The 25,992-nt window shown below is 73.9% G+C and carries 22 protein-coding genes; 10 read left to right on the top strand and 12 right to left on the bottom strand.

Translation table 11 applies throughout. The features are described 5' to 3' along the window. The first annotated feature begins 13 nt into the window (after positions 1–13). Entirely contained in the window at positions 14–1,249 is a 1,236-nt protein-coding gene (locus QSK34_RS07340) for an SGNH/GDSL hydrolase family protein (RefSeq protein WP_285581310.1), read from the top strand. Here QSK34_RS07340 and QSK34_RS07335 read toward each other — a convergent pair. Beyond that, a complete protein-coding gene (locus QSK34_RS07335) occupies positions 1,246–2,271 on the bottom strand; it encodes a LacI family DNA-binding transcriptional regulator (protein WP_161477949.1) in 1,026 nt (341 codons plus the stop codon). The genes QSK34_RS07340 and QSK34_RS07335 overlap by 4 nt on opposite strands. 30 nt (positions 2,272–2,301) lie before the next feature. Beyond that, on the bottom strand, positions 2,302–3,501 hold the full coding sequence (locus QSK34_RS07330; RefSeq protein ID WP_285581308.1) for an RsbRD N-terminal domain-containing protein: 1,200 nt from the start codon (positions 3,499–3,501) through the stop codon (positions 2,302–2,304). A gap of 188 nt (positions 3,502–3,689) precedes the next feature. On the opposite strand from QSK34_RS07330, the gene QSK34_RS07325 reads away from it, so the two are divergent. From QSK34_RS07325 to QSK34_RS07305, 5 genes are read left to right on the top strand one after another with little or no spacing between them, the layout of a single operon-like run. Next, a complete protein-coding gene (locus QSK34_RS07325) occupies positions 3,690–4,460 on the top strand; it encodes an ABC transporter ATP-binding protein (protein ID WP_285581307.1) in 771 nt (256 codons plus the stop codon). A 1-nt stretch (position 4,461) separates the two neighbouring features. Then, positions 4,462–5,256 carry an ABC transporter ATP-binding protein gene (locus QSK34_RS07320; protein WP_235965775.1) on the top strand — a complete coding sequence of 265 codons (795 nt, stop codon included), beginning with the start codon at positions 4,462–4,464 and terminating at the stop codon, positions 5,254–5,256. Next, positions 5,253–6,143: a branched-chain amino acid ABC transporter permease gene (locus QSK34_RS07315; RefSeq protein ID WP_285581306.1), complete on the top strand. Its 891-nt coding sequence runs from the start codon at positions 5,253–5,255 to the stop codon at positions 6,141–6,143. The genes QSK34_RS07320 and QSK34_RS07315 overlap by 4 nt, the downstream gene beginning before the upstream one ends. Further along, a complete protein-coding gene (locus tag QSK34_RS07310; RefSeq protein ID WP_285581303.1) occupies positions 6,136–7,236 on the top strand; it encodes a branched-chain amino acid ABC transporter permease in 1,101 nt (366 codons plus the stop codon). The genes QSK34_RS07315 and QSK34_RS07310 overlap by 8 nt, the downstream gene beginning before the upstream one ends. After that, positions 7,226–8,497 (top strand): ABC transporter substrate-binding protein, encoded by a 1,272-nt coding sequence (locus tag QSK34_RS07305; RefSeq protein WP_285581301.1) that lies wholly within the window; start codon positions 7,226–7,228, stop codon positions 8,495–8,497. Before QSK34_RS07310 ends, QSK34_RS07305 begins: the two co-directional genes overlap by 11 nt. 57 nt (positions 8,498–8,554) lie before the next feature. On the opposite strand, the gene QSK34_RS07300 is transcribed toward QSK34_RS07305, so the two are convergent. From QSK34_RS07300 to QSK34_RS07270, 7 genes are read right to left on the bottom strand one after another with little or no spacing between them, the layout of a single operon-like run. Then, the gene (locus QSK34_RS07300; protein ID WP_285581299.1) at positions 8,555–11,413 is read right to left on the bottom strand and encodes a tetratricopeptide repeat protein; all 2,859 of its coding nucleotides are present in this window, start codon (positions 11,411–11,413) and stop codon (positions 8,555–8,557) included. Between the two features lie 6 nt (positions 11,414–11,419). After that, the gene (locus QSK34_RS07295) at positions 11,420–11,743 is read right to left on the bottom strand and encodes a hypothetical protein (protein WP_161477956.1); all 324 of its coding nucleotides are present in this window, start codon (positions 11,741–11,743) and stop codon (positions 11,420–11,422) included. A gap of 11 nt (positions 11,744–11,754) precedes the next feature. Further along, positions 11,755–12,948: an ABC transporter substrate-binding protein gene (locus QSK34_RS07290; RefSeq protein ID WP_285581296.1), complete on the bottom strand. Its 1,194-nt coding sequence runs from the start codon at positions 12,946–12,948 to the stop codon at positions 11,755–11,757. After that, positions 12,945–13,943 (bottom strand): branched-chain amino acid ABC transporter permease, encoded by a 999-nt coding sequence (locus tag QSK34_RS07285; RefSeq protein ID WP_285581294.1) that lies wholly within the window; start codon positions 13,941–13,943, stop codon positions 12,945–12,947. The genes QSK34_RS07290 and QSK34_RS07285 overlap by 4 nt, the downstream gene beginning before the upstream one ends. Beyond that, positions 13,940–14,752: a branched-chain amino acid ABC transporter permease gene (locus QSK34_RS07280; protein ID WP_285581292.1), complete on the bottom strand. Its 813-nt coding sequence runs from the start codon at positions 14,750–14,752 to the stop codon at positions 13,940–13,942. Before QSK34_RS07280 ends, QSK34_RS07285 begins: the two co-directional genes overlap by 4 nt. Beyond that, positions 14,749–15,402 carry an ABC transporter ATP-binding protein gene (locus QSK34_RS07275; protein ID WP_285581290.1) on the bottom strand — a complete coding sequence of 218 codons (654 nt, stop codon included), beginning with the start codon at positions 15,400–15,402 and terminating at the stop codon, positions 14,749–14,751. Before QSK34_RS07275 ends, QSK34_RS07280 begins: the two co-directional genes overlap by 4 nt. Continuing rightward, complete coding sequence (locus tag QSK34_RS07270; RefSeq protein WP_285581288.1) at positions 15,399–16,142, bottom strand: ABC transporter ATP-binding protein; 744 nt, start codon at positions 16,140–16,142, stop codon at positions 15,399–15,401. The genes QSK34_RS07275 and QSK34_RS07270 overlap by 4 nt, the downstream gene beginning before the upstream one ends. A gap of 179 nt (positions 16,143–16,321) precedes the next feature. Here QSK34_RS07270 and QSK34_RS07265 point away from each other — a divergent pair, with 179 nt between their 5' ends. After that, a complete protein-coding gene (locus tag QSK34_RS07265) occupies positions 16,322–19,054 on the top strand; it encodes a helix-turn-helix transcriptional regulator (RefSeq protein ID WP_285581286.1) in 2,733 nt (910 codons plus the stop codon). A gap of 68 nt (positions 19,055–19,122) precedes the next feature. On the opposite strand, the gene QSK34_RS07260 is transcribed toward QSK34_RS07265, so the two are convergent. From QSK34_RS07260 to QSK34_RS07250, 3 genes are all read right to left on the bottom strand, one after another. Next, positions 19,123–20,109, bottom strand: a complete 987-nt coding sequence (locus tag QSK34_RS07260; protein ID WP_285581284.1) for an acyl-CoA synthetase family protein — start codon at positions 20,107–20,109, stop codon at positions 19,123–19,125. Positions 20,110–20,375: 266 nt separating this feature from the next. After that, entirely contained in the window at positions 20,376–21,122 is a 747-nt protein-coding gene (locus QSK34_RS07255) for an IclR family transcriptional regulator (protein WP_285581281.1), read from the bottom strand. A 106-nt stretch (positions 21,123–21,228) separates the two neighbouring features. Next, a complete protein-coding gene (locus QSK34_RS07250; protein WP_161477965.1) occupies positions 21,229–21,828 on the bottom strand; it encodes a ScbR family autoregulator-binding transcription factor in 600 nt (199 codons plus the stop codon). A gap of 267 nt (positions 21,829–22,095) precedes the next feature. On the opposite strand from QSK34_RS07250, the gene QSK34_RS07245 reads away from it, so the two are divergent. The 3 genes from QSK34_RS07245 (at position 22,096) to QSK34_RS07235 (ending at position 25,947) form a co-directional block, all read left to right on the top strand. Further along, on the top strand, positions 22,096–23,472 hold the full coding sequence (locus tag QSK34_RS07245) for a family 2B encapsulin nanocompartment shell protein (protein WP_235965779.1): 1,377 nt from the start codon (positions 22,096–22,098) through the stop codon (positions 23,470–23,472). Between the two features lie 76 nt (positions 23,473–23,548). After that, positions 23,549–24,916 (top strand): family 2B encapsulin nanocompartment shell protein, encoded by a 1,368-nt coding sequence (locus QSK34_RS07240; RefSeq protein ID WP_285581276.1) that lies wholly within the window; start codon positions 23,549–23,551, stop codon positions 24,914–24,916. Further along, on the top strand, positions 24,913–25,947 hold the full coding sequence (locus QSK34_RS07235; RefSeq protein ID WP_285581274.1) for a family 2 encapsulin nanocompartment cargo protein polyprenyl transferase: 1,035 nt from the start codon (positions 24,913–24,915) through the stop codon (positions 25,945–25,947). The genes QSK34_RS07240 and QSK34_RS07235 overlap by 4 nt, the downstream gene beginning before the upstream one ends. The last annotated feature ends 45 nt before the right edge of the window (positions 25,948–25,992 follow it).

Raw genomic sequence — 25,992 nt, 5'->3', positions numbered from 1 at the left:
GGGAGGATCTGCGATGAAGCGTGTCCGGTTACTGCTGGTGACGGTGCTCACCGTCGCCCTGCTGGGGGTCACGCCGGCCCTCGGCCAGGGCAGGCCCGACTGGGTGCACACCTGGACGTCGATGCCGCAGCTCACCGAGCCGCACAACCTGCCCCCGGCGCCGTTCACCCAGGACAACCTGGTCATGGACGACACGACCCTGCGGCAGACGGTCCGGGTCACGACCGGCGGCCGGCAGGTGCGGCTGCGGTTCTCCAACGCCTTCGGCGGAGTCGCGCTGCCCATCACCAAGGCCGCCGTCGCGCTTCCGGCGGACGGCCGGGCGGGCGTGGCGGCGATCCGGCCGGGGTCCTCGCGGCCGGTCACCTTCCAGGGGCGCGCGTCGGTGAGCGTGCCGGTCGGCGCGCAGGCGGTCTCCGACCCGCTGAACTTCGCGGTCGCCCCCGGGACCAACCTCACGGTCACCCTCTACCTGGCCGACGGCCAGGCGAGCAACCTCGTGACCTCCCATCCCGGCTCCCGCACGACCTCGCACCTGCTCGCCGGCGACCATGTCGCCGACGCCGACCTGCCGGGGGCCACCCCGACCGACCACTGGTACTTCCTCAGCGGCGTCGAGACCGTCTCCGACGCCAGGGCCCTCGTCATCGTCGGCGACTCGCTGACCGACGGCCGCGGCTCCACGACGAACGGCAACGACCGCTGGCCCGACGTGCTGGCCGACCGGCTGCGCGGCACCCCCGTGCTGAACCAGGCGGCGGGCGGCAACCGGGTGCTCAACGACGGCCTCGGCCCGAACCTGCTGGCCCGCCTGGACCGCGACGTGCTGGCCGTCAGCGGCGCGGCGTGGCTGCTGGTCTTCGAGGGCGTGAACGACATCGGCACCGCCGAGGCGGCCGAGGCCGCCCAGAACCAGGTCGGCGCCGACCTGATCGCCGCCTACGAGCAGATCGCCGTCCGGGCCCGCGCCCAGGACCTGCGCGTGTACGGCGCCACGATCACCCCGTTCGGCGGCAACACCGGCTACGACGACCCGGCCGGCCTGCGCGAGGCCACCCGGCAGCGGGTGAACCACTGGATCCGCACGAGCGGCGTGTTCGACGCCGTGCTCGACTTCGACCGGGTGACCCGCGACCCGGCCGACCCCCGCCGCATGCTGCCCGCCTACGACACGGGCGACCACCTGCACTTCAACCCGGCGGGTTACCGCGCCATCGCCGACGCGGTCCCGGCCCGGCTGTTCCGCTAGGCCGACTCGCGGACGACCAGTTCCGGTTCGAAGATGACCGACTTCGGGCGCCGGGACGGGTCTTCGATCTGGGCCAGCAGGAGCCGGGACATCTCCGCCGACATGTCCTCGACCGGGTGCCTTATGGTCGTCAGCGGCGGGCGGCAGGCCAGGGCGGCCGTGCTGTCGTCGAAGCCGACGACCTTGAGGTCGGCGGGGATGCGCAGGCCGCGGGCGGCGGCCACCTCCAGGGCGCCCTGGGCCATCAGGTCGTTGGCGACGAACAGGCCGTCGATGTGGGGGTGCTCGTCCAGCAGCCGGGTCATCGCCGCCGCACCGCTCTCCTTGGTGAAGTTGCCCGCGACGCTGGGCACGTAGGCGTGGCCGTGGCGGGCCATCGCCTCGCGGAAGCCCGACAGGCGTTCCATCGAGGCGAGCACGTCGAGAGGGCCTGAGATGGTGGCGACCCGTTCGCACCCGCGCGCGACCAGGTGGTCGGCGGCCATACGCGCGCCGGCGCCGTGGGCGAGGTCGACGTACGAGATGGGAATCGGCTGGTCGGGGCGGGCGAACAGGACGACGGGGGTGCCCGACTCGGCCAGCATCGCCGGGAGGGGGTCGTCGGCGTGGGTGGTGACCAGGATCGCGCCGTCGACGTGGCCCTGCCGGACGTAGTCGACGACCTGGGCCCGCGCGTCGGCGGCCTCGGCCAGCATCAGCACGAGGTGCACGCCGAGCGGGCGCAGGTGGCCGCTGATGCCCTCGACGACGCGGCCGAAGAAGGGGTCGGTGAAGACGCGGGCGAAGAACTGGCCCGCCCCCGAGACGATCAGCGCGATCGAGCCCGTCTTGCCGGTGACGAGCTGGCGGGCGGCCCGGTTCGGCACGTAGCCGACCTCGGCGATGGCCCGGCGGACCACCTCCTGGATCGACGGGTCGACGTTGCGGATGCCGTTGATCACGCGGGAGACCGTCGCGCGGGAGACCCCGGCGGCCCGTGCCACGTCTTCCAGCGTGGGCGAAGCCACCCGATCTTCCCTCATATCCGCCACTTTAGCGGAGAGCGCTCTCCATCAGAGGGGTAAGAGGCGCACGGCGTCCAAGGCGAGGGTGAGGTCCACGATGTCGCGCGGGCGCGACAGGGAGCGGCCGGTGAGCTGCTCGATGCGGCGGATCCGGTTGATGATCGTGTTGCGGTGGCAGTAGAGCCGCCCGGCCGCGCGGGCGGCCGAGCCCTCGCAGAGCAACCAGGTCTCCAGCGTCGTCAGCAGCACGTCGCGGTCGGCGCCCTCCAGCGCCAGCAGCGGTCCCAGCACTCCCCCGACCAGGTGGCCCGACAACTCGGGCTGGCAGATGACCAGCACGGTGGCGAGCCGCTGGTCGAGGCGGGCGATCTCGGGGCCGGCGTCGGCGCAGGTGCGCATCGCGAGCTCGGCCAGGCGGTGGGCGTCGCCGAGGTCGACCAGGCTCTCCACCACCGGGCTCACCCCGGCCACGCCGCTGACGACCAGGCGCAGCGCCTGGGTCAGGTCGTCGAGCGAGGCGTCGCCCAGGGCGACCACGCCGACCTCGTGGCCGGTCCGCATGCGCCACATGAAGCGCATCTGGCCGATCTTCTCGGGCAGCCGCGTGCCCTCGTGGTCGTGGCGGATCGGGAAACGCACCGTCACCACCGCGAAGCGGGCCCGTTCGGGCAGGTCGAGCGCGGCCGAGGCGCCGCGCACCACGCCCGCGTCGGCGGTGCCGTCGAGGAGGGCGTCGAGCAACGCGTTCACGCGTTCGTGGTTGCGGCCGAGCAGCTCCTGCTCCCTTCTCCGGTAGGTGTTGCCGGCGACCAGCGCCTGCCGGTCGATGGCGTGCCAGACGTGGCCGGCCACCCGGACCAGCACGCCGATGCGTTCGGGCTGCTCCCGCTCGACGTACTCGACGATGGCCGACCACATCACCTGGGCGGCCAGCCGGTACATGCGCATCAGGGAGTCGACCGGGAGGCCCTGTTCGGCCCGGCGGCGGGCCATCGACTCGGTGAACGGCAGGTCGCGGCGTTCGTGCCGGTCCTGCAGGATCGTGGTGATGCCGATCCGCAGGCCCTCGCGGGTGCTCTGCCAGTGGTCGTCGGCCGGCACGAACGTGCAGTAGGCCTCGTCGCCGCCGCGGACCCGGGTCACCAGTTCGTCGGTCAGCTCGGGGAGCCGGGCCAGGAGGGCCCCGGCCGCGCCGCGCAGCAGCTCACGGACCTCCGCGTCGTGGTTGGACTGCGTAAGGGAGCGCATCTCCCCAACCTGCCACCCGACCCATTCCGGAACAAGGTTCGGTTTCGTTTCGTGACACGCCGTTGTGCGGGTGCACAACCGGGTCCCGTCATGAGTGGGCAGGGGTCGCGACTTCACCGGACGCTCTGGACGGCCGTGCGAGCGCGGGGTTTGGTGTGCACCACCGACGCTCTTGGAGGAATCACGTAATGGCCGATCTCGCTGTCAGCGATCTGGTGGTGGGCTACGGGCCGGTGCGGGCGCTGCGCGGGGTGTCCATGCGGGTGCCGTCCGGGTCGATCGTCGCCGTGCTGGGCGCGAACGGCGCGGGCAAGTCGACCCTGCTGCGGGCGATCTCCGGCACGCTCCGCTTCCACCGGGGCGCCTGCCAGGGTGCCGTGACGCTGGGCGACCAGCGGCTGACCGGGCTCGACGCCGCCTCGGTGGTGGCGCGCGGGGTCGTGCAGGTGCCCGAAGGGCGGCGGGTGTTCGCCCGGATGACCGTCGAGGAGAACCTGCGGGCGGGCGGCCTGGGCCGGTCGCGTCGTGCGAACGCCAAGGCGCACGACCAGGTGGTCGAGCTCTTCCCCGTGCTGAGGGATCGCGCCCGCCAGCGGGCCGGGCTGCTGTCCGGCGGCGAGCAGCAGATGCTCGCGATCGGGCGGGCGCTGATGGCCGGGCCGACGACGCTGCTGCTCGACGAACCCACCCTCGGGCTGGCCCCGCTGATGGCCGCCCGCATCGCCGAGACGATCAAGGAGATCAACAGTTTGGGCACCTCGGTCCTGCTCGTGGAGCAGAACGTGGCGATGGCCCTGTCGCTGGCGTCGCACGCCTACGTCCTGGAGGTCGGCGAGGTCGCCCTGGAGGGCACCGCCGCCGAGTTGCGGGACAGCGACGAGGTGCGCCGCCGCTACCTCGGCGTCGCCGACGCCGTGGAGGGCACCCTTGAGACACGCACCCTCTCGAGGTGGTCGTAGCATGACGACGGCATACCAACCGGACGGTATGGAACCGCTCGAAGTCCGCGACGTGACCGTCCGGTTCGCCGGGCTCACCGCCCTCGACGGCGTCAGCTTCACCGTGGCTCCCGGGACCGTGCACGCCGTCATCGGGCCCAACGGGGCCGGCAAGTCGACGTGCTTCAACGTGTTGTCGGGGGTCTACAAGGCGACCTCCGGCTCGGTCAGGTTCGGCGGCGCCGAGCTCACCACGCTCCGGCCGCACCGGATCGCGGCGCTGGGCGTGGCCCGCACGTTCCAGAACATCGCGTTGTCGCCCCGGCTGCCGGTGCACGACAACCTGATGCTGGGCCGGCACCGGCTGACGTCCTCGGGGTTCGTCTCGGCCGGGCTGCGGCTGCCGCGCGCCCGGCGCGAACAGCGACGGCACGTCGCGCGGGTGGCGGAGATCGCCGAGTTCGTCGGGCTGACCGGCAAGCTGGCGTTCCCGGTGGGGCTGCTGCCCTACGGCGTCCAGAAGCGGGTGGAACTGGCCCGCGCCCTGTGCATGGAACCCCGGCTGCTGCTCCTGGACGAGCCGGTGGCCGGGATGAACAGCGGTGAGCGCCAGGAGATGGCCGAGCTCATCCTGTCGGTGCGCGACAGCCTCGGCATCTCGATCGTCCTGGTCGAGCACGACATGGGCATGGTCATGCGGCTGGCCGACCGGGTGACCGTCCTGGACTTCGGCAGGCGCATCGCCGACGGGACCCCCGCCGAGGTGCAGGCCGACCCCGCCGTCATCGGCGCCTACCTCGGGACGGAGGGCACGTGACCACGTTCGTGGAGCTGCTGGTCAACGGCATCTCGATCGGAGCCGTGTACGCGCTCATCGCGCTCGGCTTCGTCATCATCTTCAAGGCGACCGAGGTGGTGAACTTCGCGCACGCCTCGCTGCTGCTGGCGGGCGGCTATCTGGTGGCGCGGTTGTGGCCCGTGGTCGGCTTCTGGGCGGCGCTGCTGATCGGCGTCGCGGCGGCGGCGCTGGTCGCCGCGGCCATCGAGTTCCTGGTCATCCGGCGGGCCAACGTGGCCTCCCACAGCGTGCTGGCGATCGTCACGATCGGCGTCGACATCGTCATCACGACCGAGCTGACCCGGCAGATCGGCACCGACGTGCTGGCCATGGGCGACCCGTGGGGCAGCGAGGTGGTGCGGTTCGGCGGGGTGACGCTGGCGGAGACCCGGATCGTGGCGCTCGTGACGGCGGCGGCGCTGATCACCGCGTTCCTGCTGGCGTTCAAGTACACCGGCTGGGGCGTCGCGATGCGGGCCGCCGCCGAGGACGCCGAAACGGCCGCGCTGATGGGGGTGCGGCTCGGCCGGGTCTCGATGAGCGCGTGGGCCGTGGCGGGCGGCCTGGCGGCGGTGGCCGCGCTGTTCCTGTGCGTCTTCCCCACCCCCGGCCTCGACCGCAGCACCTCGCTGGTGGCGCTGAAGGCGTTCCCGGCCGCGATCCTCGGCGGGCTCGACTCGACCACCGGCGCGCTGGTCGGCGGCCTGGTCATCGGCGTGACCGAGTCGATGATGAGCGGCTACCAGAACGACATGGCCTTCCTCGGCCGCGGCATCGGCGACGTGGCGCCGTTCCTGGTGATGCTCGTGATCCTGCTCATCCGGCCCGCCGGGCTGTTCGGGACGAAGGAGCTGGCCCGTGTATAGGTACCTCGCCTGGACCGGTGTCGCGGCGGTGCTCTGCCTGGTGCCGTTCTACCTCGACGGCTTCTGGCTGCAGACCGGGCTGTTCGCGATGTCGGCCGCGATCGGGGCGATCGGCATCAACCTGCTCACCGGGGCGACGGGCCAGCTCTCGATGGGCCACGCGTTCTTCCTCGCGGTCGGGGCCTACGCGTACGTGTTCTTCTCCGCCGAGCCGACCGCGCGGCTGGGCGGGCTGGGCCTGCCGACGGGGCTGGCGGCGGTGCTGGCGGTCGTCGTGGCGGGGGTCGCGGGCGGGTTGTTCAGCCCCATCGCGGGCCGGCTCAAGGGCGCTTACCTGGGCATCGCCACGTTCGCGCTGATCTTCGGGGGCCAGCACGTGCTGTTCAACGCCGAGCACCTGACCGGCGGCTTCAACGGCCGGGCGGTGCCGGAGCTCTCCCTGTTCGGCTTCTCCTTCGGCGACACCCCGGAGCTGATCGTGCTCCAGGTGCCGTTCGGGACGCTGGAGCGCCTGTGGTTCCTCGGGCTGATCCTGGTGGCGCTGTCGATGGTCTTCGCCCAGGGCGTCCTGAAAGGGCGGCCCGGCCGGGCCATGAACACCATCCGCGACCACGAGATCGCGGCGGGCGTGATGGGGGTGCCGGTCGCGCGGTACCGGGCCGGGGTCTTCGTGCTCTCCAGCATGTACGGCGGCCTCGCCGGCGTCCTGCTGGCACTGGTCTTCCAGCGGACGGTGCCCGAGTACTTCGGCGTGCTGCTGTCGCTCGACTACCTGGCCATGATCGTCATCGGCGGCCTGGGCTCGGTCGGCGGCGCGGTCGTGGGCGCCCTGTTCGTCTCCCTGCTGCCGCAACTGCTCACCAAGTACAGCGACTCGATCCCGCTGGTGGCCGCCCCGGGGACGCCGGGGGGCGTCTCCCCCGCCGAGGCGGCCCGCATCCTCTACGGCGCGGCCGTCGTGACGGTCGTGCTCTTCCTGCCGGGCGGCCTGCTCGGGCTGATCCGGAAGATCCGCCTGAGACCGCCGCGCCTGCGGCTGCCCCTCTCCTCCCCCTCCCCCTCACCAGAAACCAGGAGTCCGCATGTCCCTTAACCGGAAGGCCGCGATCGTCATCGCGGCCCTGGCGCTCGCCGCGTCGGCCTGCGCCAGCGACAAGGCCACCGGCGGGGCGGCCCCGGCCACCGCGACCGGCGGCGACGGGGTGAAGACCGGTCCCGGCGTGACCGAGACGACCGTCACGCTGTCTCTGCTCACCGACCTGACCGGGCCCTACGCCTCGCTCGGCAAGAGCGTCACGCAGGCCCAGCAGATGTACTTCGAGCAGCTCAACGCCGCCGGGGGCGTCTGCGGCCGGACCATCGAGACGGTGGTCCGCGACCACGGCTACGACGTCCAGAAGGCGATGGCGGCCTACGCGGAGGTCGCGCCGCGCACCGCCGCGATCCCGCAGTTCATCGGGTCGCCGATGGTGACGGCGCTGAAGGAGAAGATCACCGCCGACAAGATCCTCACGCTCCCGAACGCGTGGGCGACCAGCCTGCTCGGCAGCGACGCGATCCAGGTCACCGGCACGACCTACGACGTCGACATGATCAACGCCGTCGACTTCCTGACGAAGGAGAAGGGCATCAAGTCCGGCGACAAGATCGGGCACCTCTACTTCGAGGGCGACTACGGCGAGAGCGCGCTCAACGGCTCGAAGTTCGCCTCGCAGAAGGTCGGCCTCGAACTGGTCGAGCAGAAGATCAAGGCCACCGACCAGGACATGACCGCGCAGGCCACCGCCTTCAAGAAGGCCGGTGTGAACGCGATCCTGGTCTCGGTCGGCCCCCGCCAGGCCGCCTCGCTGGTCGGCGTGGCGCTCGCCTCCGGCCTCGACGTGCCGTTCGTGGGCAGCAACTCCGCCTACAGCCCCCTGCTCCTGGACACGCCCGCCGCGCCCGCGCTGCTCAAGGACTACTACGTGGCCACGGCCGGGGCGCCGATCTCGGCGCCGCTGCCTGTCTACCAGAAGCTCATCAAGGACTACGAGGCCAAGTTCCCCGGCCAGCCCCTCGACAGCGGCGTGGCCTCCGGCTACACGCAGGCCGTCATCATCGGCGACGCCCTGAAGGCCGCCTGCGCGGCCAAGGACCTGAGCCGCGAGGGCATCATCACGGCCCACCGGTCGCAGAACGCCTGGGAGGGCGGCTTCGGCGGCACCCCGATGGACTTCTCCGTGTACGACAAGCCGGCCTCGCTCTCGACGTACATCGTCAAGCCCGACAAGGAGGCGATCGGCGGAGCGGTGATCTTCAAGGAGCACACGATCTCCGACCTGGCCAAGGAGTACCAGGTCCCGCCGCCCGCGTAAGTCAGCCCGCGTAGGTCAGCCCGCGTAGGTCAGCCCGCGTAGGTCAGCCCGCGTAGGTCAGCCGCCCTCCTCCGCCACGAGGTCGCGGGCCAGCTCCGGGACGGGCTCCCCGGTGAGCTCCCGCCACCGGTCGCCGATCTCGCCGGGCCCGGCCGGGGCGACGCAGCGCACGACCCAGTCGAGCGCGGCCTCCGCGTCGCCCCGGATCTCGGCGACCCGGACGAGCTGGCGGTAGGTGGCGGTCGTCATCCGCCGGTCGCCGAGAGGCCCGTTGGCGTCCAGCGACCGGCGCAACCACCGGTCGGCCTCGTCGAGCCGCCCCCGTTCGCAGGCCACCCGGCCGAGCCCGTGGCAGCTCCCGGCCATCACGGGCCGGTAGTCGATCTCCTCGCCGGTGGCCAGCGCGGTGCGGTACCACGTCTCGGCCTCCTCCCACTCTCCCCGCTCCTCCGCCACCCGGCCGAGCTGGTGCTGGACGGCGGCGAGCTGCGCGCCGGCGGGCCGCTGCGGGAGCGCGGCGAGCAGGTCGCGGTAGCCGCGGCCCGCCTCGTCCAGGCGGCCCGCGGCGAGGTGGCGTTCGGCGTCCCCGGCCACCAGGGAGAACCACAGTTCCCCGGCGGGGCCGTCGAGGGCCGGGGCGATGCCGCCCGCGAACTCCAGGGCGCGGCGGCCCCGGGCGGTCCACATCCGCCCCTCCTCGTCGAGGTCGCCGGACCATCGGGTGGTGAGCACCGTCGCGATGCGCTGCGCGGTCCGCCACTGTCGGCCGTCGAGGGCCGCGCCGAACACCCCGGCCAGGCTGTCGTACTGGACGCGCAGCACGCGGGCGGCCAGTTCGGCGTCGCCCTCGGTGAGCTGGTGGTGCAGCCGTCCGGCGAACTCGGCGGTGGCCTCCATGAGGGCGAACCGGGTGGTGGCGTACTCCTGGTCGAAACCGCGCTGACCGGCGGCCCGCCACTCCTCGACGAGGTGGGGGCGCAGGGCCGGGTGGAGGGCGTACATGCCGAGCGCCATGGCCAGGGCCGGGCCGGTGCCCAGGCCGTCGGCGGTCTCGGTGCTGACGCGCACGCGGGTGAGCAGCCCGGTCGCGACGGCGCGGTCGAGCTCCGCGCGCCAGGCCGCCGGCCCGAGGCCGCGGAAGGCGTCGGGGGCCGACCAGAACCGCGACACCACGGCGAGGACGTCGGTGATCACGACCCCGGGGAACAGGGCCACGGCGCCCAGCCGCCGCCGCTCGTCGGCCGACAGGTAGGTCAGGGCGTGGTGCACGCCCGCGCCGAGCAGGTCGCGGCCGAGGCCCCGGTGGCGGAGGGCGTCGAGCAGTTCCTCGGGCTCGGTGTCGGCCAGCCGGGGCAGGGTCAGCCGCATGGCCAGGGGGTGCCCGGCCAGGGCCGCCATCAGGTCGGAGAAGACCCACCGCCGGCGGCGCGGCGCCGCGCCCGGCACGGCCGCCAGCAGCCGGTCGGCGTAGCCGGTGGCGTCCTCGGCGTTCAGCCCGGCCACCTCGATCCTCGGCAGGTCGCCGAGCCGGGGCTCGGGGGTGCGGCTGGTGATCAGCACCGCGCCGCGCGCCGACGCGGCCACGTCGGCCACCAGGTCGCGCAGGGCGGCCGGTCCGTCGTCGTCGGGGGAGCCGAGGGAGCCGAGGGAGTCGAGGGTGTCGAGGCCGTCGAGGATCAGCAGCAGCCGCCGTTCGCCGAGGAGCCGCCGCACCAGGTCGCGGCGCCGGTCGCGGCCGGCGCGGGCGAACTCGGGTCCCAGGCGGGGCAGGCCGAGGGCGGCGACGATCGTGTCGGGGCCGGAGGCGGTGTGCCGGACCACGTCGGCGGGGTCGGCCCCGCCCGTGCGGGCCCACCAGCGGCCGAACGCCTCGGCCAGCTCGGTCTTGCCGATCCCGGGGGGACCGTGCAGCAGGGCGGCCCCACGGTGGTGGAGGTGGTCTTCCAGGTCGTGGAAGAGGTCGTCGCGGCCGACGAACGTCTCCCGCGAGGTGACGGGGTCGCCCTTGGGGTCGAGCAGGTCGGGGAAGCGCGCGTCGCGGCGGAGGTGGTGGACGGGGACCAGCCAGTCGTCGAGGCGCAGGGGCCCCCGGAGGCTGGGGCGCTCGGGCCGTCCGGCCAGGCGTTCGCGGCCGGCCGTCACGGCGGCGGTGACGGTGTCGCCGGCGATCAGGCGGTCGTACAGGCAGGCCAGGAACCCGGCGGCGGCGGCCGCGTCGAGGCGGTGGGGCAGGGCCACCACCGACCCGGCGGACCCGGCCAGCACGGCCGCGGCCTCGGGCGGGCACGCGCCGGCGATCACCAGCGGCACGTCGCACCCGCCGAGCGCCTCGGCGACCTCCTCGGGCGGTCCGGGCAGGCCGCCGCCGTCGAAGTGGACGACGTGGCAGCCGGCCGCCTCCTCGCGGAGCCGGGCCAGGGTGGGCGGGCGCAGGACGACGAGGTCGACGTCGCCGCCGAGCCGGTCGAGCAGCGGGCGGGTGACGATCGGATGGTCGCCCCGGGAGAGCACGGAGAGCACCCGCAGCCGTTCGCCGGGCACGGGCACCGGCTCGCCCGGCTCGGTTCCGGGCGTGGCACGCACCACCGCGACCTGGTCGAGGACCAGGAACCGGCCGCGCTCCGGGTCGCGCAGCAACTCCCACGGCAGGCCGGTCTCCCCCCGGATGACCAGCTCGACCGGGCCCTTCCCGGCCCGTGCCGCCTCGTAGGCGGCCCGCCGGTCCTCCGCCGCGAAGAGGGCCGTGAACAGCGCCTCGCCCCACGCGGCCATCTCGGCGGAGAGCTCGGCCGCCCGCGCGGCGCCGACGCCGTAGGGCACACGCCGATAGTCCTCCAGGTACCACCGGAGGTCGGGCGGGTCAGGCGGGCACGCGAAAGCCGCGTCGCCGACGTCGAACAACAACCGATCAACCACCGCGGCTCAGTTCGCGAACTTCCGGGCCGTCTCGCGCGCCCGCTCCGCGGCCTCGCCGGCCTGGGCGGGGGTGATGACCGAGCCCGTCATCCGGCTCAGGCGGGTCACCTGGTCGGCGTAGCGCAGGTGCTCGGCGGCGGCGTGCTCCCGGCACGGCAGGCAGGTCACGCTCTCGGGCCGGACCGACGTCTGCGCGTAGGGCACCCGGGCTCCGCAGCCCGTGGTCACGACCGTCGGCTCGTCGGGCACCAGGCCGGTCGACGACACGAGCAGGTTGCGGTAGGCCGCGCCCGCCTCCAGGATCTTCCGGTCAACGTGAATGTGAGACATCGCAAGTCCGATTAAACCGCCTCCCACCCCGAGTCGCCGAACCGGAACACGCGCAGGTCCTCCACCGGATAGGGGTCGCCGGGGCCGGTCGAGACGGTGATGCCGGGCAGCAGCGTGCCGATCTCGACGTCCCGCAGATCCCGGGCCGCCGCCATCAGGCCCTCCCGCGACGGGCACTCCATCCGCTCCAGCGCCGCCGCGAAGGCCGCCGCCGACGTCCAGCCGAACATCACCTGCGAGCTGGACGGGTCGGCGCCGGGCACGTGCCGCCGGACCGCGTCGGCGAACGTCCGCACGGCCGGGTCGGTCTCCCACGCGACCGGGTCCTTGTAGAAATTGGTCGTCAGCACGCCGCGCAGCGCCGAGGGCCCCAGCGCGGCGATCAGGGAGGGCGTGTTGGCGACGCCGTTGAGCAGGTGGAGCGGGTTCCAGGTCGTCATGGCGGCGTCGGCGGCCAGGGCCTGGGCGGCGAACTTGGGCGTGCCGACGTTGAGGAAGACCCCCGCCCCCGACTCGGCCAGGCTCGCCATCTGCGCCTGGACGTCGGCGTCCATCACCTCGTAGCTGCGCCGGGCCACCACCTGGACCCCCGTCCCGGCGACGGCCTCCTCGAAGGCGGTCAGCAGCTCGTGGCCGAAGTCGTCGTTCTGGTAGAGCACCGCGACCGTCGCGTGCGGGCGGGTCTCCAGCAGGTGGCGGGCGTAGACGCGGGCCTCGGCGGCGTAGGTGGGCTGGAAGCCGATCGTCCACGGATAGGCGGCGTCGCCCCATTCGGAGGCGCCCGAGGCGACGAAGAGCTGCGGCACTCCGCGCTGGTTGGCGTAGGCGCGCACGGCGGCCGTCGACGGCGTGCCGAGCGTCTGGAACAGCGCGAAGACGCGGTCGGAGTCGACCAGCCGCCGCGCCTCCTCGACCGCACGGGCGGGCTGGTAGCCGTCGTCGCGCACCAGGAACTCGACCTGGCGTCCGGCCACGCCGCCGCGCGCGTTCGCCCAGGCGAAGTAGGCCGAGACGCCCTGCGCGACCGCCGCGTAGGCCGAGGCGGGGCCGGACAGCGGATAGACGCCGCCCACGAGCACCTTCCCGGGGGTGAGGCCGTCGGCGCGCTGCCCGGCGCACTCGGCGGGGCTGCTCACGGTCACCTCCGCCGAGGTCAGCCGGCAGGCCGAGACCAGGAGGAGCGCCACCAGCACCAGTCGTCTCATCGCCGGTCCTTCCTGAGGAACGCCGGCGCTCGGCGCACCAGTCCGGTCACCCCGCTGGGCGCGACCGCCAGCACGAGGATGAGCGCCAGGCCGGAGACCAGCCCCGGCGCGGGGAGGAAGGTCACCACGACCGCCCCGATCACCGCGCCCGAGACGGTCCCGAGGCCGCCGATGACGATCCCGGCCAGCAGGGTGATCGACAGCGTGACGGTGAACGACTCGGCCGCCACGAACCCGGTCGTCCAGGTGAACAGGCAGCCGGCCAGGCCGGCGTACAGGGCCGAGCACGCGAAGGCGTGCGCCCGGATCGCCGCGGGCCGCATCCCGAGGAGCTCCGCCGCGCCGGCGTCGCCCCGCAGCGCCACCAGGGCCCGCCCCCAGCTCGACCGCACCACCGAGCGCATCAGCGTGAACGCGGCCGCCGCGACGGCGAGCACGAGCAGGTAGACCCACTGGTCGTCGGCGAGGCCGGTGAAGGAGGGCGCGGCCGGGGTGCGCACCGGCAGCCCCATCGCGCCGCCCGGGGCCAGCCGCCGGATCAGCGGCGGCACGGCCACCGCCACCGCGAACGTCACGACCGCCAGGTAGACCCCGCTCAGCCGGACCGCCGGCCGGCCGAAGGCGTGCCCGAGCCCGTAGGCGACCAGCCCGGCCACCGGCAGCGTCACCGGATAGGGCACGCCGGAGGAGAGCAGGATCGCGGCGGCGTAGGCGCCGACGCCGAAGAACGCCCCGTGCCCCAGCGAGATCAGCCCGCCGTGCCCGGCCACCAGGTCGAGCCCCAGCAGCGCCACGACGTAGACCAGCACCAGCGTCACCTGGTGCAGCGGGTAGGGCGGCACCAGGAACGGCACCGACACGGCACCGGCGACGGCCACGCCGAGCGACCACCGGGGGTAGGGCCAGGCCCGCCGCCGGTCGCCCGCGTACTGCCCGACGGCCGGGCGGCGGTGCCCGGTGCCCGGGTCGTGACCCGTGCTGACGCCCGCGCTCATGTCCGCACCCGCGCGAGCCCGCCGCCCCGGACGACCGGCAGCGCCAGCAGGACCGCGAGCGGCACCAGCACCCGCAGGTCGGCCCACAGGTAGGTGCCGGCCAGCGTCTCGGCCACCCCGATCAGCAGCCCGCCCGCGACGGCCGCGACGGGGTCGGCGAACCCGCCGGCGGCCGCGGCGGCCAGGGCCGCGACGAGCGCGCCGCCCATCATCCCGGGCTCCAGGAACACGACCGGCGCGACCAGCACGCCCGACACCGCCCCGGCCACGGCGGCCAGGCCCCAGCCGAGGGCGTGCACGCGGCCCACCCGGACGCCCGACAGGCGGGCCGCCCGGGGGTCGGCGGCGACCGCGCGCAGCGTCAGCCCGGCGCCGCTGTGCCGGATCACGAGGTAGAGCAGCGCCAGCACGGCCCCCACCACGGCCAGCGGTCCGGCGACGCCGAGCGGCCCGCCGGGGAAGGGGTTGGGGAAGGCGCGCAGCGCCGAGGTCCAGATCTGGTCGGCCAGGGCGTGCACCAGGACGTACAGGCCGATCGTCATGATCAGCGCCGCGTCGGCGGCCCGGCGCGTGACGAGCCGCTGCGCCAAAGCGCCCGCGGCGAAGGCGGCGGCCATGGTGAGCGGCAGCGCCAGCCAGTAGGACAGTCCGGCGTCGACGAGCTGCCAGGCCACGTAGGCCGACACCATCGCGAGCTCGCCCTGGGCGAAGTTGACCACGCCGGTGAACCGGTGGACGAGCACCAGCGCCAGCGCGAGCGCGGCGTAGACCGCGCCGGCGCCCAGCCCGTTGAAGACCTGCCCGATCATGCGACCAGCCGCCCGCCGTCGAGGGTGTGCACGCGGTGCGCGACCAGCGTGGCGGCCCGCGCGTTCTGCTCGGCGACCACGATCGTGCCGCCCTCGCGTCCGGCGATGGCCGCGAGGGTCTGGAACAACCGGCCGGTCACTCCGGGAGACAACCCCCGCGACGGCTCGTCGAGCAGCAGCACCCGGGGGCGTCCCATCAGCGCCCGCCCGATGGCGAGCATGCCCTGCTCGCCGCCGCTGAGCGTGCCGGCGGGCTGCCGCAGGTGGGCCTGGAGCACGGGGAAGTAGGTGAACACGCGCGCGAGGTCGTCGTCGATCCCCCGGCGCGGCCACCGCCGCGCGAACGCGCCCACCCGCAGGTTCTCCTCCACGGTCAGCGGCCCGAACACGCCGCGTTCCTCGGTCACGTGGCCGAGCCCCCGCCGTGCGATCTCCTCGGGCGCGAGCCCGAGCACCGGCGTCCCGCCGACCCGGACGACGCCCCGGGCCGCCACCAGCCCCGACAGCGCCCGCAGCAGGGTCGTCTTCCCTGCGCCGTTGGGTCCGAGCACGACGACGACCTCCCGCTCCCCCGCCACCAGGTCGACCCCGTGCAGCACCCGCACGGCCCCGTATCCGGCCCGCAGGCCGCCGACCTCCAGGCCGCTCATCGGGCCCCCAGGCAGGCCGCGATCACGGCCGGGTCGCGGCGCACCACGTGCGCCGGGCCGTCGGCGATCTTGTGGCCGAGGTCGAGGCAGACGATGCGCCCGCACAGGCCCAGCACGAACTCCATGTGGTGCTCGACCACCACGACGGTCATTCCCGTCGCCCGGTGCAGGTCCCTGATGAGGCCCGCCAGGGCCGCCGCCTCCTGCGGGCCGAGCCCGCCGGCCGGTTCGTCGAGCAGCAGCAGCGCCGGCTCGGCGGCGACCGCGCGGGCGATCTCCACCCGTTTCAGCACCCCGTAGGGCAGTCCGGCGGCCGGGTGGTCACCGAGGCCGAGCAGGCCGAACAGGTCGAGCACCCGGTCGGCGTGCGCGCGCAGCCGCCGTTCGCCGTCCCGGGCGAAGGCGGCCCGCCAGAAGCCGGCGGGCGCGAACCGGTACGCCCCTGTCATGACGTTCTCCCGGACCGACAACCCGGGGAACACCGCCGGGTGCTGGAAGGTGCGCGCGATGCCGCATCCGGCCACCTGGTGGGGCGGTCGCGCGAGCACGTCGTGCCCGGCGAAGCGGATGACGCCCTCGTCCGGGGCGCGGCGGCGGGTCACGCAGTCGAACAGGGTGCTCTTCCCGGCGCCGTTCGGGCCGATGAGGCCCACCACCTCACCGGGGGTCGCCGTCAGGCCGACGGCGTCGAGTGCGGTGACCCCGCCGTAGCGCACGGTCAGCCGGCCGATTTCCAACATGGGCACCATCGCCTTGTCGCATGCCGACGGAACGGTGCACGAGTCTTGGCAGCGGCGACCGGGTCGCGCATCGGTGAAATCACCAGTCTTGCCCTGCGCGCCGCAGGTGGCGAAAGGTGTCGCGACTTTTCCGGCATGTCCCTCTTTCAGCGATGTCATGTGGCCGTAACACTGAGGAGATGCCGGCAGCCCATCACGTCACATCCGTCCCCCTGCGGGGCCGTGCGGCCGAACTCGCCGCCTTGCGGGACGTGCCGGCCGCCGCGCGGGCCGGGTCGGGCGGCGCCCTCCTTCTCGTCGGCGCGGCGGGAACGGGCAAGTCGGCGCTGCTCGACCTCGCCGCCGCCGAGGCCGGCGACCTGCTGGTGCTCCGCGCGCGCGGGGTGGCGTGCGAACACGACCTGCCCTACGCCGGGCTGCACGGCCTGCTGCGCCCGCTGCGCGACCGGCTGGCGGCGCTGCCGAAGGCGCAGGGCGAGGCGCTGACCGAGGCCCTGGACCTGGGCACGCCGACGGGCCGCCTGGTCGTCCCGGCCGCCGTGCTCACGCTGCTGTCGCTGGCGGCGGCCGACCGCCCGGTCGTCGCGGTCGTGGACGACCTGCACCGGTTCGACGCGCCCAGCCGCGAGGCCCTGCTGTTCGCCGCCCGGCGCCTGGCCGGCGAACCGGTGGCCCTGCTGGCGGCCGCGCGCTCCGACGTCTGGGCGGGGGCGGTGCCGGTCCGGCAGCTCGACAACCTCGACGAACGGGCCGCCAGGGAGCTGATCGACGACCTGGTGCCCGGCGGGCTGCCCGACGACCTGCGGGCCGCGCTCGACCAGATCGCCCGGGGCAACCCGCTGGCGCTCACCGAACTGGCCGCGGCCCTCACGCCCGAACAGCTCGCCGGGACGGCCGCCCCTCCGGCGACCCTGCCGCGCCAGGGGCGGTTGTGGCGGGCGTACACCGACCAGATCGGCGACCTGCCCCGCCCGACGCGGGACCTGCTGCTCCTGCTGGCCGCCGATCCGCGCCTCGACACGGCCACGCTGGTGAAGGCGTTCGACGGCGACCCGTTCACCGCGCTGGAGGCAGCCGAGGAGGCCGGGATCGTCGAGGTGGCCGGTGACCGGTTCCGCTTCCGCGACCCGGCGGCCGGGCCGGTGGTCTACCACGACGCGTCGCTGCTGGCCCGGCGCGGCGCCCACCGGTCGCTCGCCGGGGCGCTGGCCCACCACCGGCTCCGGCGGGCCTGGCACCGGGCCGCCGCCCTCGACGGGCCGCCCGAGGACCTGGCCGACGAACTGGAGGCCGCCGCCACCGCGACCGGTTCGCCCTGCCCGTTCCCGGCGTTGTCGCTGGCCTACGAACGGGCCGCCGAACTGAGCACCCGCGGCGACGTCAAGGCGACCCGGCTGGCCGCCGCCGCCCAGTACGCCCGCCTCGAAGGCCGTCCCCACCGCGCGCACGCCCTGCTCGACCGGCTGCGCAGCGGCGCGGTCTCGGCCGAGCTGCGGCAGCAGGCCGAGAGCATCCGGGCCCGGCTGGAGTTACGCGGCGGCGAGACCAGCTTCGCCCGCGACGAGCTCCTCGCCGTCGCCGCCTCCCTGCTCGACCGCGACCGCACGATGGCGGTCCGGGCGCTGGTCCGGGCCGCCGAGGCCAGCTACCTGGCGGGCGACCACCACCGGTTCGTCGGCATCGCGCGCGACGCCCTGACGCTGCGGCGCGACGACGACCCGCCCGCGATCCGGCTGATGTTCGAGTATCTGACCGGCATGGCCGCCTCGTTCCGGGGCCGCCACGACGAGGCGGCCGGTCCGCTGCGCCGGGTCGTCGAGCTGGCGCCCCACGTGCACAGCCCGTCGGTGCTCGTGTGGGCGGCCGTGTCGAGCCTGATGCTGGGCGACGACGCGCAGGCCTTCCGGCTCTCCACCCGCGCGGTCGAGACGGCCCGCGCGCTGGGCGCGGTCGCGACCGTGCCACAGGTGCTGGAGTTCGCGATCAACAGCGAGTTCTGGCTCGGCCGGTTCGCCTCGGCCGCCGCCAACGCCTCGGAGGGCCTGCGGCTGGCGCAGGAGACCGGGCAGCGCGGCAGCGCCGGGCAGCATCTCGGCTGGTTGTCGATGATGGCGGCCGTCCAGGGAGACGAGGAGACCGTGCAGACCCGGGCGCGGGCCGCGATCGAGGTGGCCGGCGCCCACGGGGTGAGCATCGCCGGTGCCCTGGGCAACTGGGCGCTGGCCCAGATCGACCTCGCCTCGGGCCGCCCGGCCGCGGCGGTGCAGCGGCTGCGGCCGACCGCGCGGGCCGACGTGCGCAACACCCATCTGGTCGTCCAGGTGACCGCGACGCCGCACTTCGTCGAGGCCGCCGCGCGGACCGGCGACCGCGACCAGGCCGCCCGCGCCCTGCGCGTCTTCGAACGCTGGGCCGAGAGCACGGGCAGCCCCGACCGGCGGGCGCTCGCCGTGCGCTCCCGCGCCCTGCTCGCCCTGCCGGGCGAGGCCGACGACCTGTTCCGGGCCGCGCTCGACCTGCACCATCAGGGCTTCTCCGAGTTCGAGACGGCCAGGACCGAGTTGTTGTACGGCTCCGCCCTGCGCCGCGACCGCCGTCCGGGCGCCGCGCGGGAGCACCTGTACAGCGCCCTCGACACCTTCGAGCGTTACGGGGCCCGGTTGTGGGTCGACCAGGCCCGGAGCGAACTGCGCGCGGCCGGCGAGCCGGTGCGCACGACCCGGCCGAAGGCGGCCGAGGAGCTGACCGCCCAGCAGTTCCAGATCGCCCGCATGGTCGCCGACGGCGCGACCAACCGGGAGGTCGCGGCGCAGCTCTACCTGAGCCCCCGGACGGTCGAGCACCACCTGCGCAACATCTTCGCCAAGCTCGACATCCGGTCGCGGGTCGAGCTGGTGCGCCTGCTGGCCTGAACGGCCCGCGCGCGGCGACCAAGACGGGAGCGGGTGGGGGGCTCCTCCTTCGCGCACGGGCCGTCCGCTCAGGCGCCCGCGTCCAGCACGTAGTGGTGGTCGCGGGCCAGATGGAGGAAGCCGTCGGCGTCGAGGTGGCCGCGCTCGCCCGTGCGCAGCACCCCGCGCAGGTCGTCGCCCCGGGCCAGGTCGCGCGCCGAGCGGGCCGGGCCCATGCCGACCGTGTCGCCCTCGTAGACGACCTCGCCGCGCACGACCGACAACCGCCCGCCGGGCAGCGCCGGGCCCACCGAGCCGGGGCGGGCCTGGCCGGGCGGGGTGGCGGCGACTCCGTACAGGAGAGAGGCGAAGCCCTCCGGCGGGGCGCCGCCGACCATGGTGAGCGTGCGCAGGGAACGGTGCCGGACGGGCGCCCAGCCGAGCCGGTGCAGCAGCGCGAACACCCGCGGGGAGGCGGCGAACGACCCGCACGCCCACCGTTCGGCGGCGGCCCAGAACTCCGCGCCCGCGACCGAGCCCTCGGCGGCGACGACGGCCGCCCCGGCGGCGAGGTGGGCGTTGAGGAGCGCGAGCCCGGCGCCGGTGAACAGGGGCGGGCTGGTCAGCGTGGCCTCGCCGGAGCGGATGCGCAGCGCCCGCGCCACCGCCTCCCCCTCGGCCTGCACGGCCCGGCGGGACAGCCGCATCCCGCCGGGCCCGTCGAGGAGCACCACGGCCAGGTCCGGGTGGACCGGGGCGCCGGGGTCCGTGCGCACCCATGCCCGCCCGTCGGCGCGGTATCCGGGCGGCGGTGCCCCCGGCGCCCCGAGCAGGGCGGCCGGCGCGAACCGGGTCACGAGGTCGCCCGCGCGGGAGCGGACGAGCCGGGGATCGAGCGGCGCGACCGGACGCCCCGCGCGCAGGGCGGCCAGGTAGGTGACGATCACCTCGGCGGTCGCCGGCGCGGCCAGCATCAGCAGCCCGCCGGGCAGCCGCGCCAGCCGCAGCGCGGCCCGCTGGACGGCCCGCCGCAGCACGGGCCCGTAGAGGATCTCGTCGGTCCGTGCGTCGATCACCCGGGTGTCGCGCGCGCCGGGCGCGGGACCGTCCTGACCGGGCCCGCCCGGCCGCGCGGATGCCCGGCCGCGCGAAGGGGTCGGGGCGGGCCCGGACAGGAGTCGGGGGTGGGGAATCGCTGCGCAGATCCGCTGCGGAGGCATGGGGCGCTCCTCGGTCGGAGAGGGGGGCGTGCTCTCGGGCCGAGAGCGTAAGCCGGGCTTTTTCCGGGACGCCATGACATGTTCCAAATATTGGAACAAATGGCCTCTAAGCCGGCGGCGGCTCATCCGGCCAGCCGGGCCGTCCGCAGGGTGACCGTGAGTTCGTGACCGGCCCGCCGCACCGCGGCCTCCGCCGGGCCGGCCTGCAGGAGCGTGATCGGGCCGGACACGCCCACGGCCACCACGCCGAAGTTGGGCACGCCCAGAACCGGGACCGCGATGGCGCTGAGCCCCGGGACGTACTCCTCGACGCACCACGCCACCCCCTGCCGGCGGACCACGGCGAGCCGGCGTTCGAGCACGCCGGGGTCGGTGATGGTGCGGTCGGTGTGGCGGCGCAGCGGGACCCGCAGGTCGGGCGGGCCGCCCTGGTAGGCCAGCAGCACCTTCCCGGCCGCCGTGCAGTGGGCGGGCGCGAGTTCGGCGGTCCGCCACAGCGCCTTGGTGTGGGTGCGCGGGTAGAGCGTCATCACGTACTCCGCCTGACGGTCGGTCAGCACCGCGATGGAGACGATCTGGCGGGTGTTCTCGTACAGCTCCAGCAGGTGGGGCGTGGCCATGCGGCGCAGCCACTGGAAGTGGCGGGCCCGCTCGGGCTGCGCGTAGGGGCGCAGCGTGGCGGCGACGCGGTAGTCGGCTCCGGTACGGCCCACGAGGTCGTCGGCCTCCAGGGCGGCGAGCAGCCGGTGGACCGTGGACTTGGGCATCTGGACCTGGCGTGCCAGGGTGGTGAGGCTGACCGGCTCCGACGACGTGGCCAGAGTGCGCAGCACGATCATGGCTTTGGCCAGCGTGCCGATCCGTTCCATGACGGCTCCTTCAGCGCGTTAGACGTCCCCGAAAAAAACCGACCGGAATGTATTTTTATAGGGCCGACTCGGGGCGAACTGAAGGGGGGACAGCAGAACCTGTCGCTCAGGTGAGGGCCAGCGCCTCGGCCCGGCGGACGGTGGTGCGGGGCGAGGGTTCGGCCTGGATGCCGAACAGCACGACGCGCCACATCTCGCGCAGCCGCTCCTCGGTGTCGGCCCGGCCGAGCGTGTCGCTGACCTGGAAGACCCCGAAGAACGAGCTGACGACGACCCGCGCCGCCTTCTCGGCGGTGACGCCCTCGGCGAGCTCGCCGGCCCGCTCGGCCGGATCGAGCACCTGGGTGAACGCGGCCTCCCAGGCGCCGACGTTGCGGTCGAGGGCCAGCCGGGCCCCCGCGCGCATGACCGGTTCGTCGCGGAAGGCCCGGGTGATGGCGAAGGTCAGCGCGACCACCACCACGACCGGGTCGGACTCCTCGGCGCAGAAGCGTTTCACGAGGGCGGGCCAGCGTTCGAGCTGACGCTCGACGATCGCCTCGGCCACCGACTCCTTGTTCGGGTAGTGGAAGTAGATCGCGCCCTTGGTCACCCCGGCCCGCTCGTGGATCTCGGTCAGGCTGGTCCCGGCGTACCCGTTGGCCGCGAAGATCTCGGCGGCCGCGCGGAGCAGCCGTTCACGGGTCGCCAGTGCACGCTGCTGCACGGCCCTCGCCTCCTACGGGCCCCGACCCCACAGACGCGGCCCTTTCAGAGGTTAACACGGGAAGAATCTACCAAATCGGGTAACGGACCCACTACGGATAATCACCGTCTATTTCGGTGTTTTGTGGTCGGGTCATTCGAATGCAAACTCGCAATTGACACTCCGAAGATCGCCCCTGCATTATTGATCCGTTCGGCCAGCCCAATGAGGTTTCTCGCGCGGGCCCCCCTGAATTTCTTTCGCTTCGCCGCAGGAACAGGAGTCGAGTTGACCGTTGAGAACGAGCAATTGAGCCTGGGCACGGCGGCGGCCAGGAAACTGGCCACCACCACCAAAACCGTCCCCCAGATGCAGGGCATCAGCAGCAGATGGCTGCTGAAGGTGCTGCCCTGGGTCCAGGTCTCCGGCGGCGCCTACCGCGTCAACCGCCGCCTGTCCTACGCCGTCGGCGACGGCCGGGTCACCTTCACCGTCCAGTCGGGCCAGGTGCGGGTCATCCCCGCCGAGCTCACCGAACTCCCCCTCCTGCGCGGCTTCGACGACCCCGACACGCTGACCGCCCTGTCCGAGCGCTTCACCCAGCGCGACTTCTCCTCCGGAGACGTCATCGTGGAGGCCGGCCAGCCCGCCGACCAGGTCATATTGGTGGCCCACGGCAAGCTGACCAAGATCGGTACCGGCCCCTATGGCGACCAGGTCGCGCTGGGCCTGCTGGCCGACGGCGACCACATCGGCGACCAGTCCCTCCTGGCCTCCGGCACCTGGGACTACACGGTCAGGGCCACCACGGCGGGCACCGTGCTGACCCTCCCCCGCAGCGAGTTCGAGCGGCTCGTCGACCAGTCCGACGCGCTCCGCGCCCACGTCGAGTCCTACCAGGCCGGCTCGGGCCGCCCGCAGGACGAATACGGCGAGGCCGCGATCGAGGTCTCCTCCGGCCACCACGGCGAGCCCTCGCTGCCCGGCACGTTCGTCGACTACGAGACCTCCCCGCGCGAATACGAGCTGAGCGTCGCCCAGACGGTCCTGCGGGTGCACTCGCGGGTGGCCGACCTCTACAACGACCCGATGGACCAGATCGAGCAGCAGCTCCGCCTCACCATCGAGGCGCTGCGCGAACGCCAGGAACACGAGATCGTCAACAACCGCGAGTTCGGGCTGCTCGCCAACGCCGACCTCAAGCAGCGCACCCACACCCGGTCGGGCCCGCCGACCCCCGACGACGTCGACGAGCTGCTGTCGCTGGTGTGGCGGGAGCCGTCGTACATCCTGGCCCACCCGCTGGCCATCGCGGCCTTCGGGCGGGAGTGCAGCGCCCGCGGGGTCTACCCGACCAGCGTCGACGTCGGGGGGCACCACTTCCCGTCGTGGCGCGGGGTGCCGATCCTGCCCTGCAACAAGATCCCGGTGACCGACACCCGCACCTCCTCGATGATCGTGATGCGGCTCGGCGAGGAGAAGCAGGGGGTGGTCGGCCTCCACCAGGTCGGCATCCCCGACGAATACCAGCCGAGCCTGTCGGTGCGCTTCATGGGCATCGACGAGAAGGCCATCATCAAATATCTGGTGAGCGCCTACTATTCGGCCGCGATCCTCGTCCCCGACGCACTCGGAATTCTGGAGAACGTCGAAGTCGGTCATTAGAAAAAGGTTCCCCCAGGGCGGCCCACGCGTGAATTCCCGGGCCGCCCTTTTTGATTCCCACCAGTAAGGGAGTGGCGTGAACGATCAACTCAGCCTGGGCACGGCGGCGGCCAGGAAACTGGCGACCACCACCAAGACCGTCCCCCAGATGCAGGGCATCAGCAGCAGGTGGCTGCTGAAGGTGCTGCCGTGGGTCCAGGTCTCCGGCGGCGCCTACCGCGTCAACCGCCGCCTGTCCTACGCCGTCGGCGACGGCCGGGTCACCTTCACCGTCCAGTCGGGCCAGGTGCGGGTCATCCCCGCCGAGCTCACCGAACTCCCCCTCCTGCGCGGTTTCGACGACCCCGAGGCCCTTGAGGCGCTCGCGGGCCGGTTCGCCCAGCGCGACTTCGCCGCCGGCGACGTCATCGCCGGGCAGGGCGACCAGGCCGACGAGGTCATCCTGGTCGCGCACGGCAAGCTCACCAAGGTCGGCACCGGCGCCTACGGGGGCGAGACCGCGCTCGGCCTCCTCGCCGACGGCGACCACGTCGGCGACCACGCCCTGCTCGCCCCCGGCACGTGGGACTTCACCGTGAAGGCCACGACGGCGGGCACGGTGCTGACGCTGGGCCGGCGCGCGTTCGAGGAACTGGCCGACCGGTTCGAGACGCTGCGGGCCCACGTGGAGGCCTACCGCAGCAGTCCGGAACGACCGCAGGACCGGCACGGCCAGGCGGAGATCGCGCTCGCGGCGGGCCACCACGGCGAGGCGGCGCTGCCGGGCACGTTCGTCGACTACGAGACCTCCCCCCGTGAGTACGAGCTGAGCGTGGCGCAGACCGTGCTGCGGGTGCACACGCGCGTCGCCGACCTCTACAACGACCCCATGGACCAGGTCGAGCAGCAGCTCCGGCTCACCATCGAGGCGCTGCGCGAACGCCAGGAACACGAGATCGTCAACAACCGCGAGTTCGGCCTGCTCGCCAACGCCGACCTCAAGCAGCGGCTCCAGTCGCGGTCGGGCCCGCCGACCCCCGACGACATGGACGACCTGCTCTGCCGCCGCCGCAAGACGCAGTACTTCCTGGCCCACCCCCAGGCCATCGCCGCGTTCGGCCGCGAGTGCACCAAGAGGGGCGTCTACCCGACCACCGTGGAGGTCGAGGGGGCCCGCCTGACGGCCTGGCGGGGGGTGCCGATCCTGCCGTGCAACAAGATCCCCATCAGCGAGGCCCGCACCACCTCGATCATGGCGATGCGGCTCGGCGAGGAGAACCAGGGGGTGGTGGGCCTGCACCAGACCGGCATCCCCGACGAATACCAGCCCGGCCTGAACGTGCGGTTCATGGGCATCGACGAGCGGGCGGTGATCAACTATCTGGTCAGCGCCTACTACTCGGCGGCGATCCTGATCCCGGACGCGCTCGGTGTCCTGGAGAACGTGGAACTCGGCCATCGATGACGACGACCGAGACGGGGGCTCGCGACGTCGCGGAGGTGCTCGCCTGGAGCCGCGACCTGGTGCAGCCGGCGATCCGGGAGGCGGCGGCCACCCTGCCGGCCTCGATGCGGCACATCTCCGGCTACCACATGGGCTGGTGGGACGAGCGGGGCCGCCCGATCACCATCGGCTCCGGCAAGTCGGTGCGGCCCGCGCTGGCCCTGCTCGCCGCCGAGGCGGTCGGCGGGACGGCCGAGGGGGCGCTGCCGGCCGCGGTGGCGGTCGAGCTCGTCCACGACTTCTCCCTGCTGCACGACGACGTGATGGACGGCGACGCCACCCGGCGCCACCGCCCCACGGCGTGGCGGGTGTTCGGGGTGAGCCAGGCGATCCTGGCCGGTGACGCGCTGGTGTCGCTGGCGTTCGCCCGGCTGGCCGAGAGCGGCCATCCGCTGGCCCACGAGGCGGCGCGGCTGCTGAACGCGACGGTGCTCGACCTGCTCGACGGGCAGAGCGCCGACGTCGGGTTCGAGGACCGGTCCGACGTGACGCTGCCCGAGTGCATCCGGATGGCGGGGTCGAAGACCGGCGCGCTGATCGCGTGCGCCTGCGCGCTCGGGGCCCTCTACGGGGGAGCCGACGCACGGGCGATCGAGCACCTGCGGACCTTCGGCGCCGAACTGGGGCTGGCCTTCCAGCTCGCCGACGACCTGCTGGGCATCTGGGGCGACCCCGAGGTGACCGGCAAGCCGGTGTTCTCCGACCTGGCCAACCGGAAGAAGTCGCTGCCGGTGGTGGCCGCGCTCACCTCCGCGACCGGGGAGGCCGCGGAGCTGGCCGAGATCTACCGCTCGGGCACGGTGTTGTCCGACGCCGAGCTGGCCAGGGCCGCCGACCTGGTGGAGCGGGCCGGGGGCCGCGACTGGTGCCGCGAGACCGCCGACGGCCTGCTCGCGCGGGCCCCCGCCCACCTGGCGGAGGCGGGTTGCGCGGCCCGCCCGGCGGCCGAGCTCACGGCGCTGTCGACGCTGATGGCCCGGCGCACCCTCTGAGACGGCGGTGCCGGGCGGTGACGAGGACGCCCGGCACCCGCTTCC

The organism is Herbidospora sp. NBRC 101105 (assembly GCF_030269205.1).
In the GTDB taxonomy this organism is placed as follows: Bacteria; Actinomycetota; Actinomycetes; order Streptosporangiales; family Streptosporangiaceae; genus Herbidospora; species Herbidospora solisilvae.
Note: the sequence above shows the minus strand (reverse complement) of the source record. Positions and strands in the feature narration are given on the sequence as shown.

Excerpts from the sequence above, each read along its gene's own strand:
- QSK34_RS07295 (WP_161477956.1), bottom strand. The coding sequence starts at position 11,743 with ATGTCTCACATTCACGTTGACCGGAAGATCCTGGAGGCGGGCGCGGCC.
- QSK34_RS07335 (WP_161477949.1), bottom strand. The coding sequence starts at position 2,271 with ATGAGGGAAGATCGGGTGGCTTCGCCCACGCTGGAAGACGTGGCACGG.
- QSK34_RS07265 (WP_285581286.1), top strand. The coding sequence starts at position 16,322 with ATGCCGGCAGCCCATCACGTCACATCCGTCCCCCTGCGGGGCCGTGCG.
- QSK34_RS07320 (WP_235965775.1), top strand. The coding sequence starts at position 4,462 with ATGACGACGGCATACCAACCGGACGGTATGGAACCGCTCGAAGTCCGC.
- QSK34_RS07270 (WP_285581288.1), bottom strand. The coding sequence starts at position 16,142 with ATGTTGGAAATCGGCCGGCTGACCGTGCGCTACGGCGGGGTCACCGCA.
- QSK34_RS07290 (WP_285581296.1), bottom strand. The coding sequence starts at position 12,948 with ATGAGACGACTGGTGCTGGTGGCGCTCCTCCTGGTCTCGGCCTGCCGG.
- QSK34_RS07285 (WP_285581294.1), bottom strand. The coding sequence starts at position 13,943 with ATGAGCGCGGGCGTCAGCACGGGTCACGACCCGGGCACCGGGCACCGC.
- QSK34_RS07255 (WP_285581281.1), bottom strand. The coding sequence starts at position 21,122 with ATGGAACGGATCGGCACGCTGGCCAAAGCCATGATCGTGCTGCGCACT.
- QSK34_RS07275 (WP_285581290.1), bottom strand. The coding sequence starts at position 15,402 with ATGAGCGGCCTGGAGGTCGGCGGCCTGCGGGCCGGATACGGGGCCGTG.
- QSK34_RS07330 (WP_285581308.1), bottom strand. The coding sequence starts at position 3,501 with ATGCGCTCCCTTACGCAGTCCAACCACGACGCGGAGGTCCGTGAGCTG.
- QSK34_RS07305 (WP_285581301.1), top strand. The coding sequence starts at position 7,226 with ATGTCCCTTAACCGGAAGGCCGCGATCGTCATCGCGGCCCTGGCGCTC.
- QSK34_RS07235 (WP_285581274.1), top strand. The coding sequence starts at position 24,913 with ATGACGACGACCGAGACGGGGGCTCGCGACGTCGCGGAGGTGCTCGCC.
- QSK34_RS07340 (WP_285581310.1), top strand. The coding sequence starts at position 14 with ATGAAGCGTGTCCGGTTACTGCTGGTGACGGTGCTCACCGTCGCCCTG.
- QSK34_RS07325 (WP_285581307.1), top strand. The coding sequence starts at position 3,690 with ATGGCCGATCTCGCTGTCAGCGATCTGGTGGTGGGCTACGGGCCGGTG.
- QSK34_RS07280 (WP_285581292.1), bottom strand. The coding sequence starts at position 14,752 with ATGATCGGGCAGGTCTTCAACGGGCTGGGCGCCGGCGCGGTCTACGCC.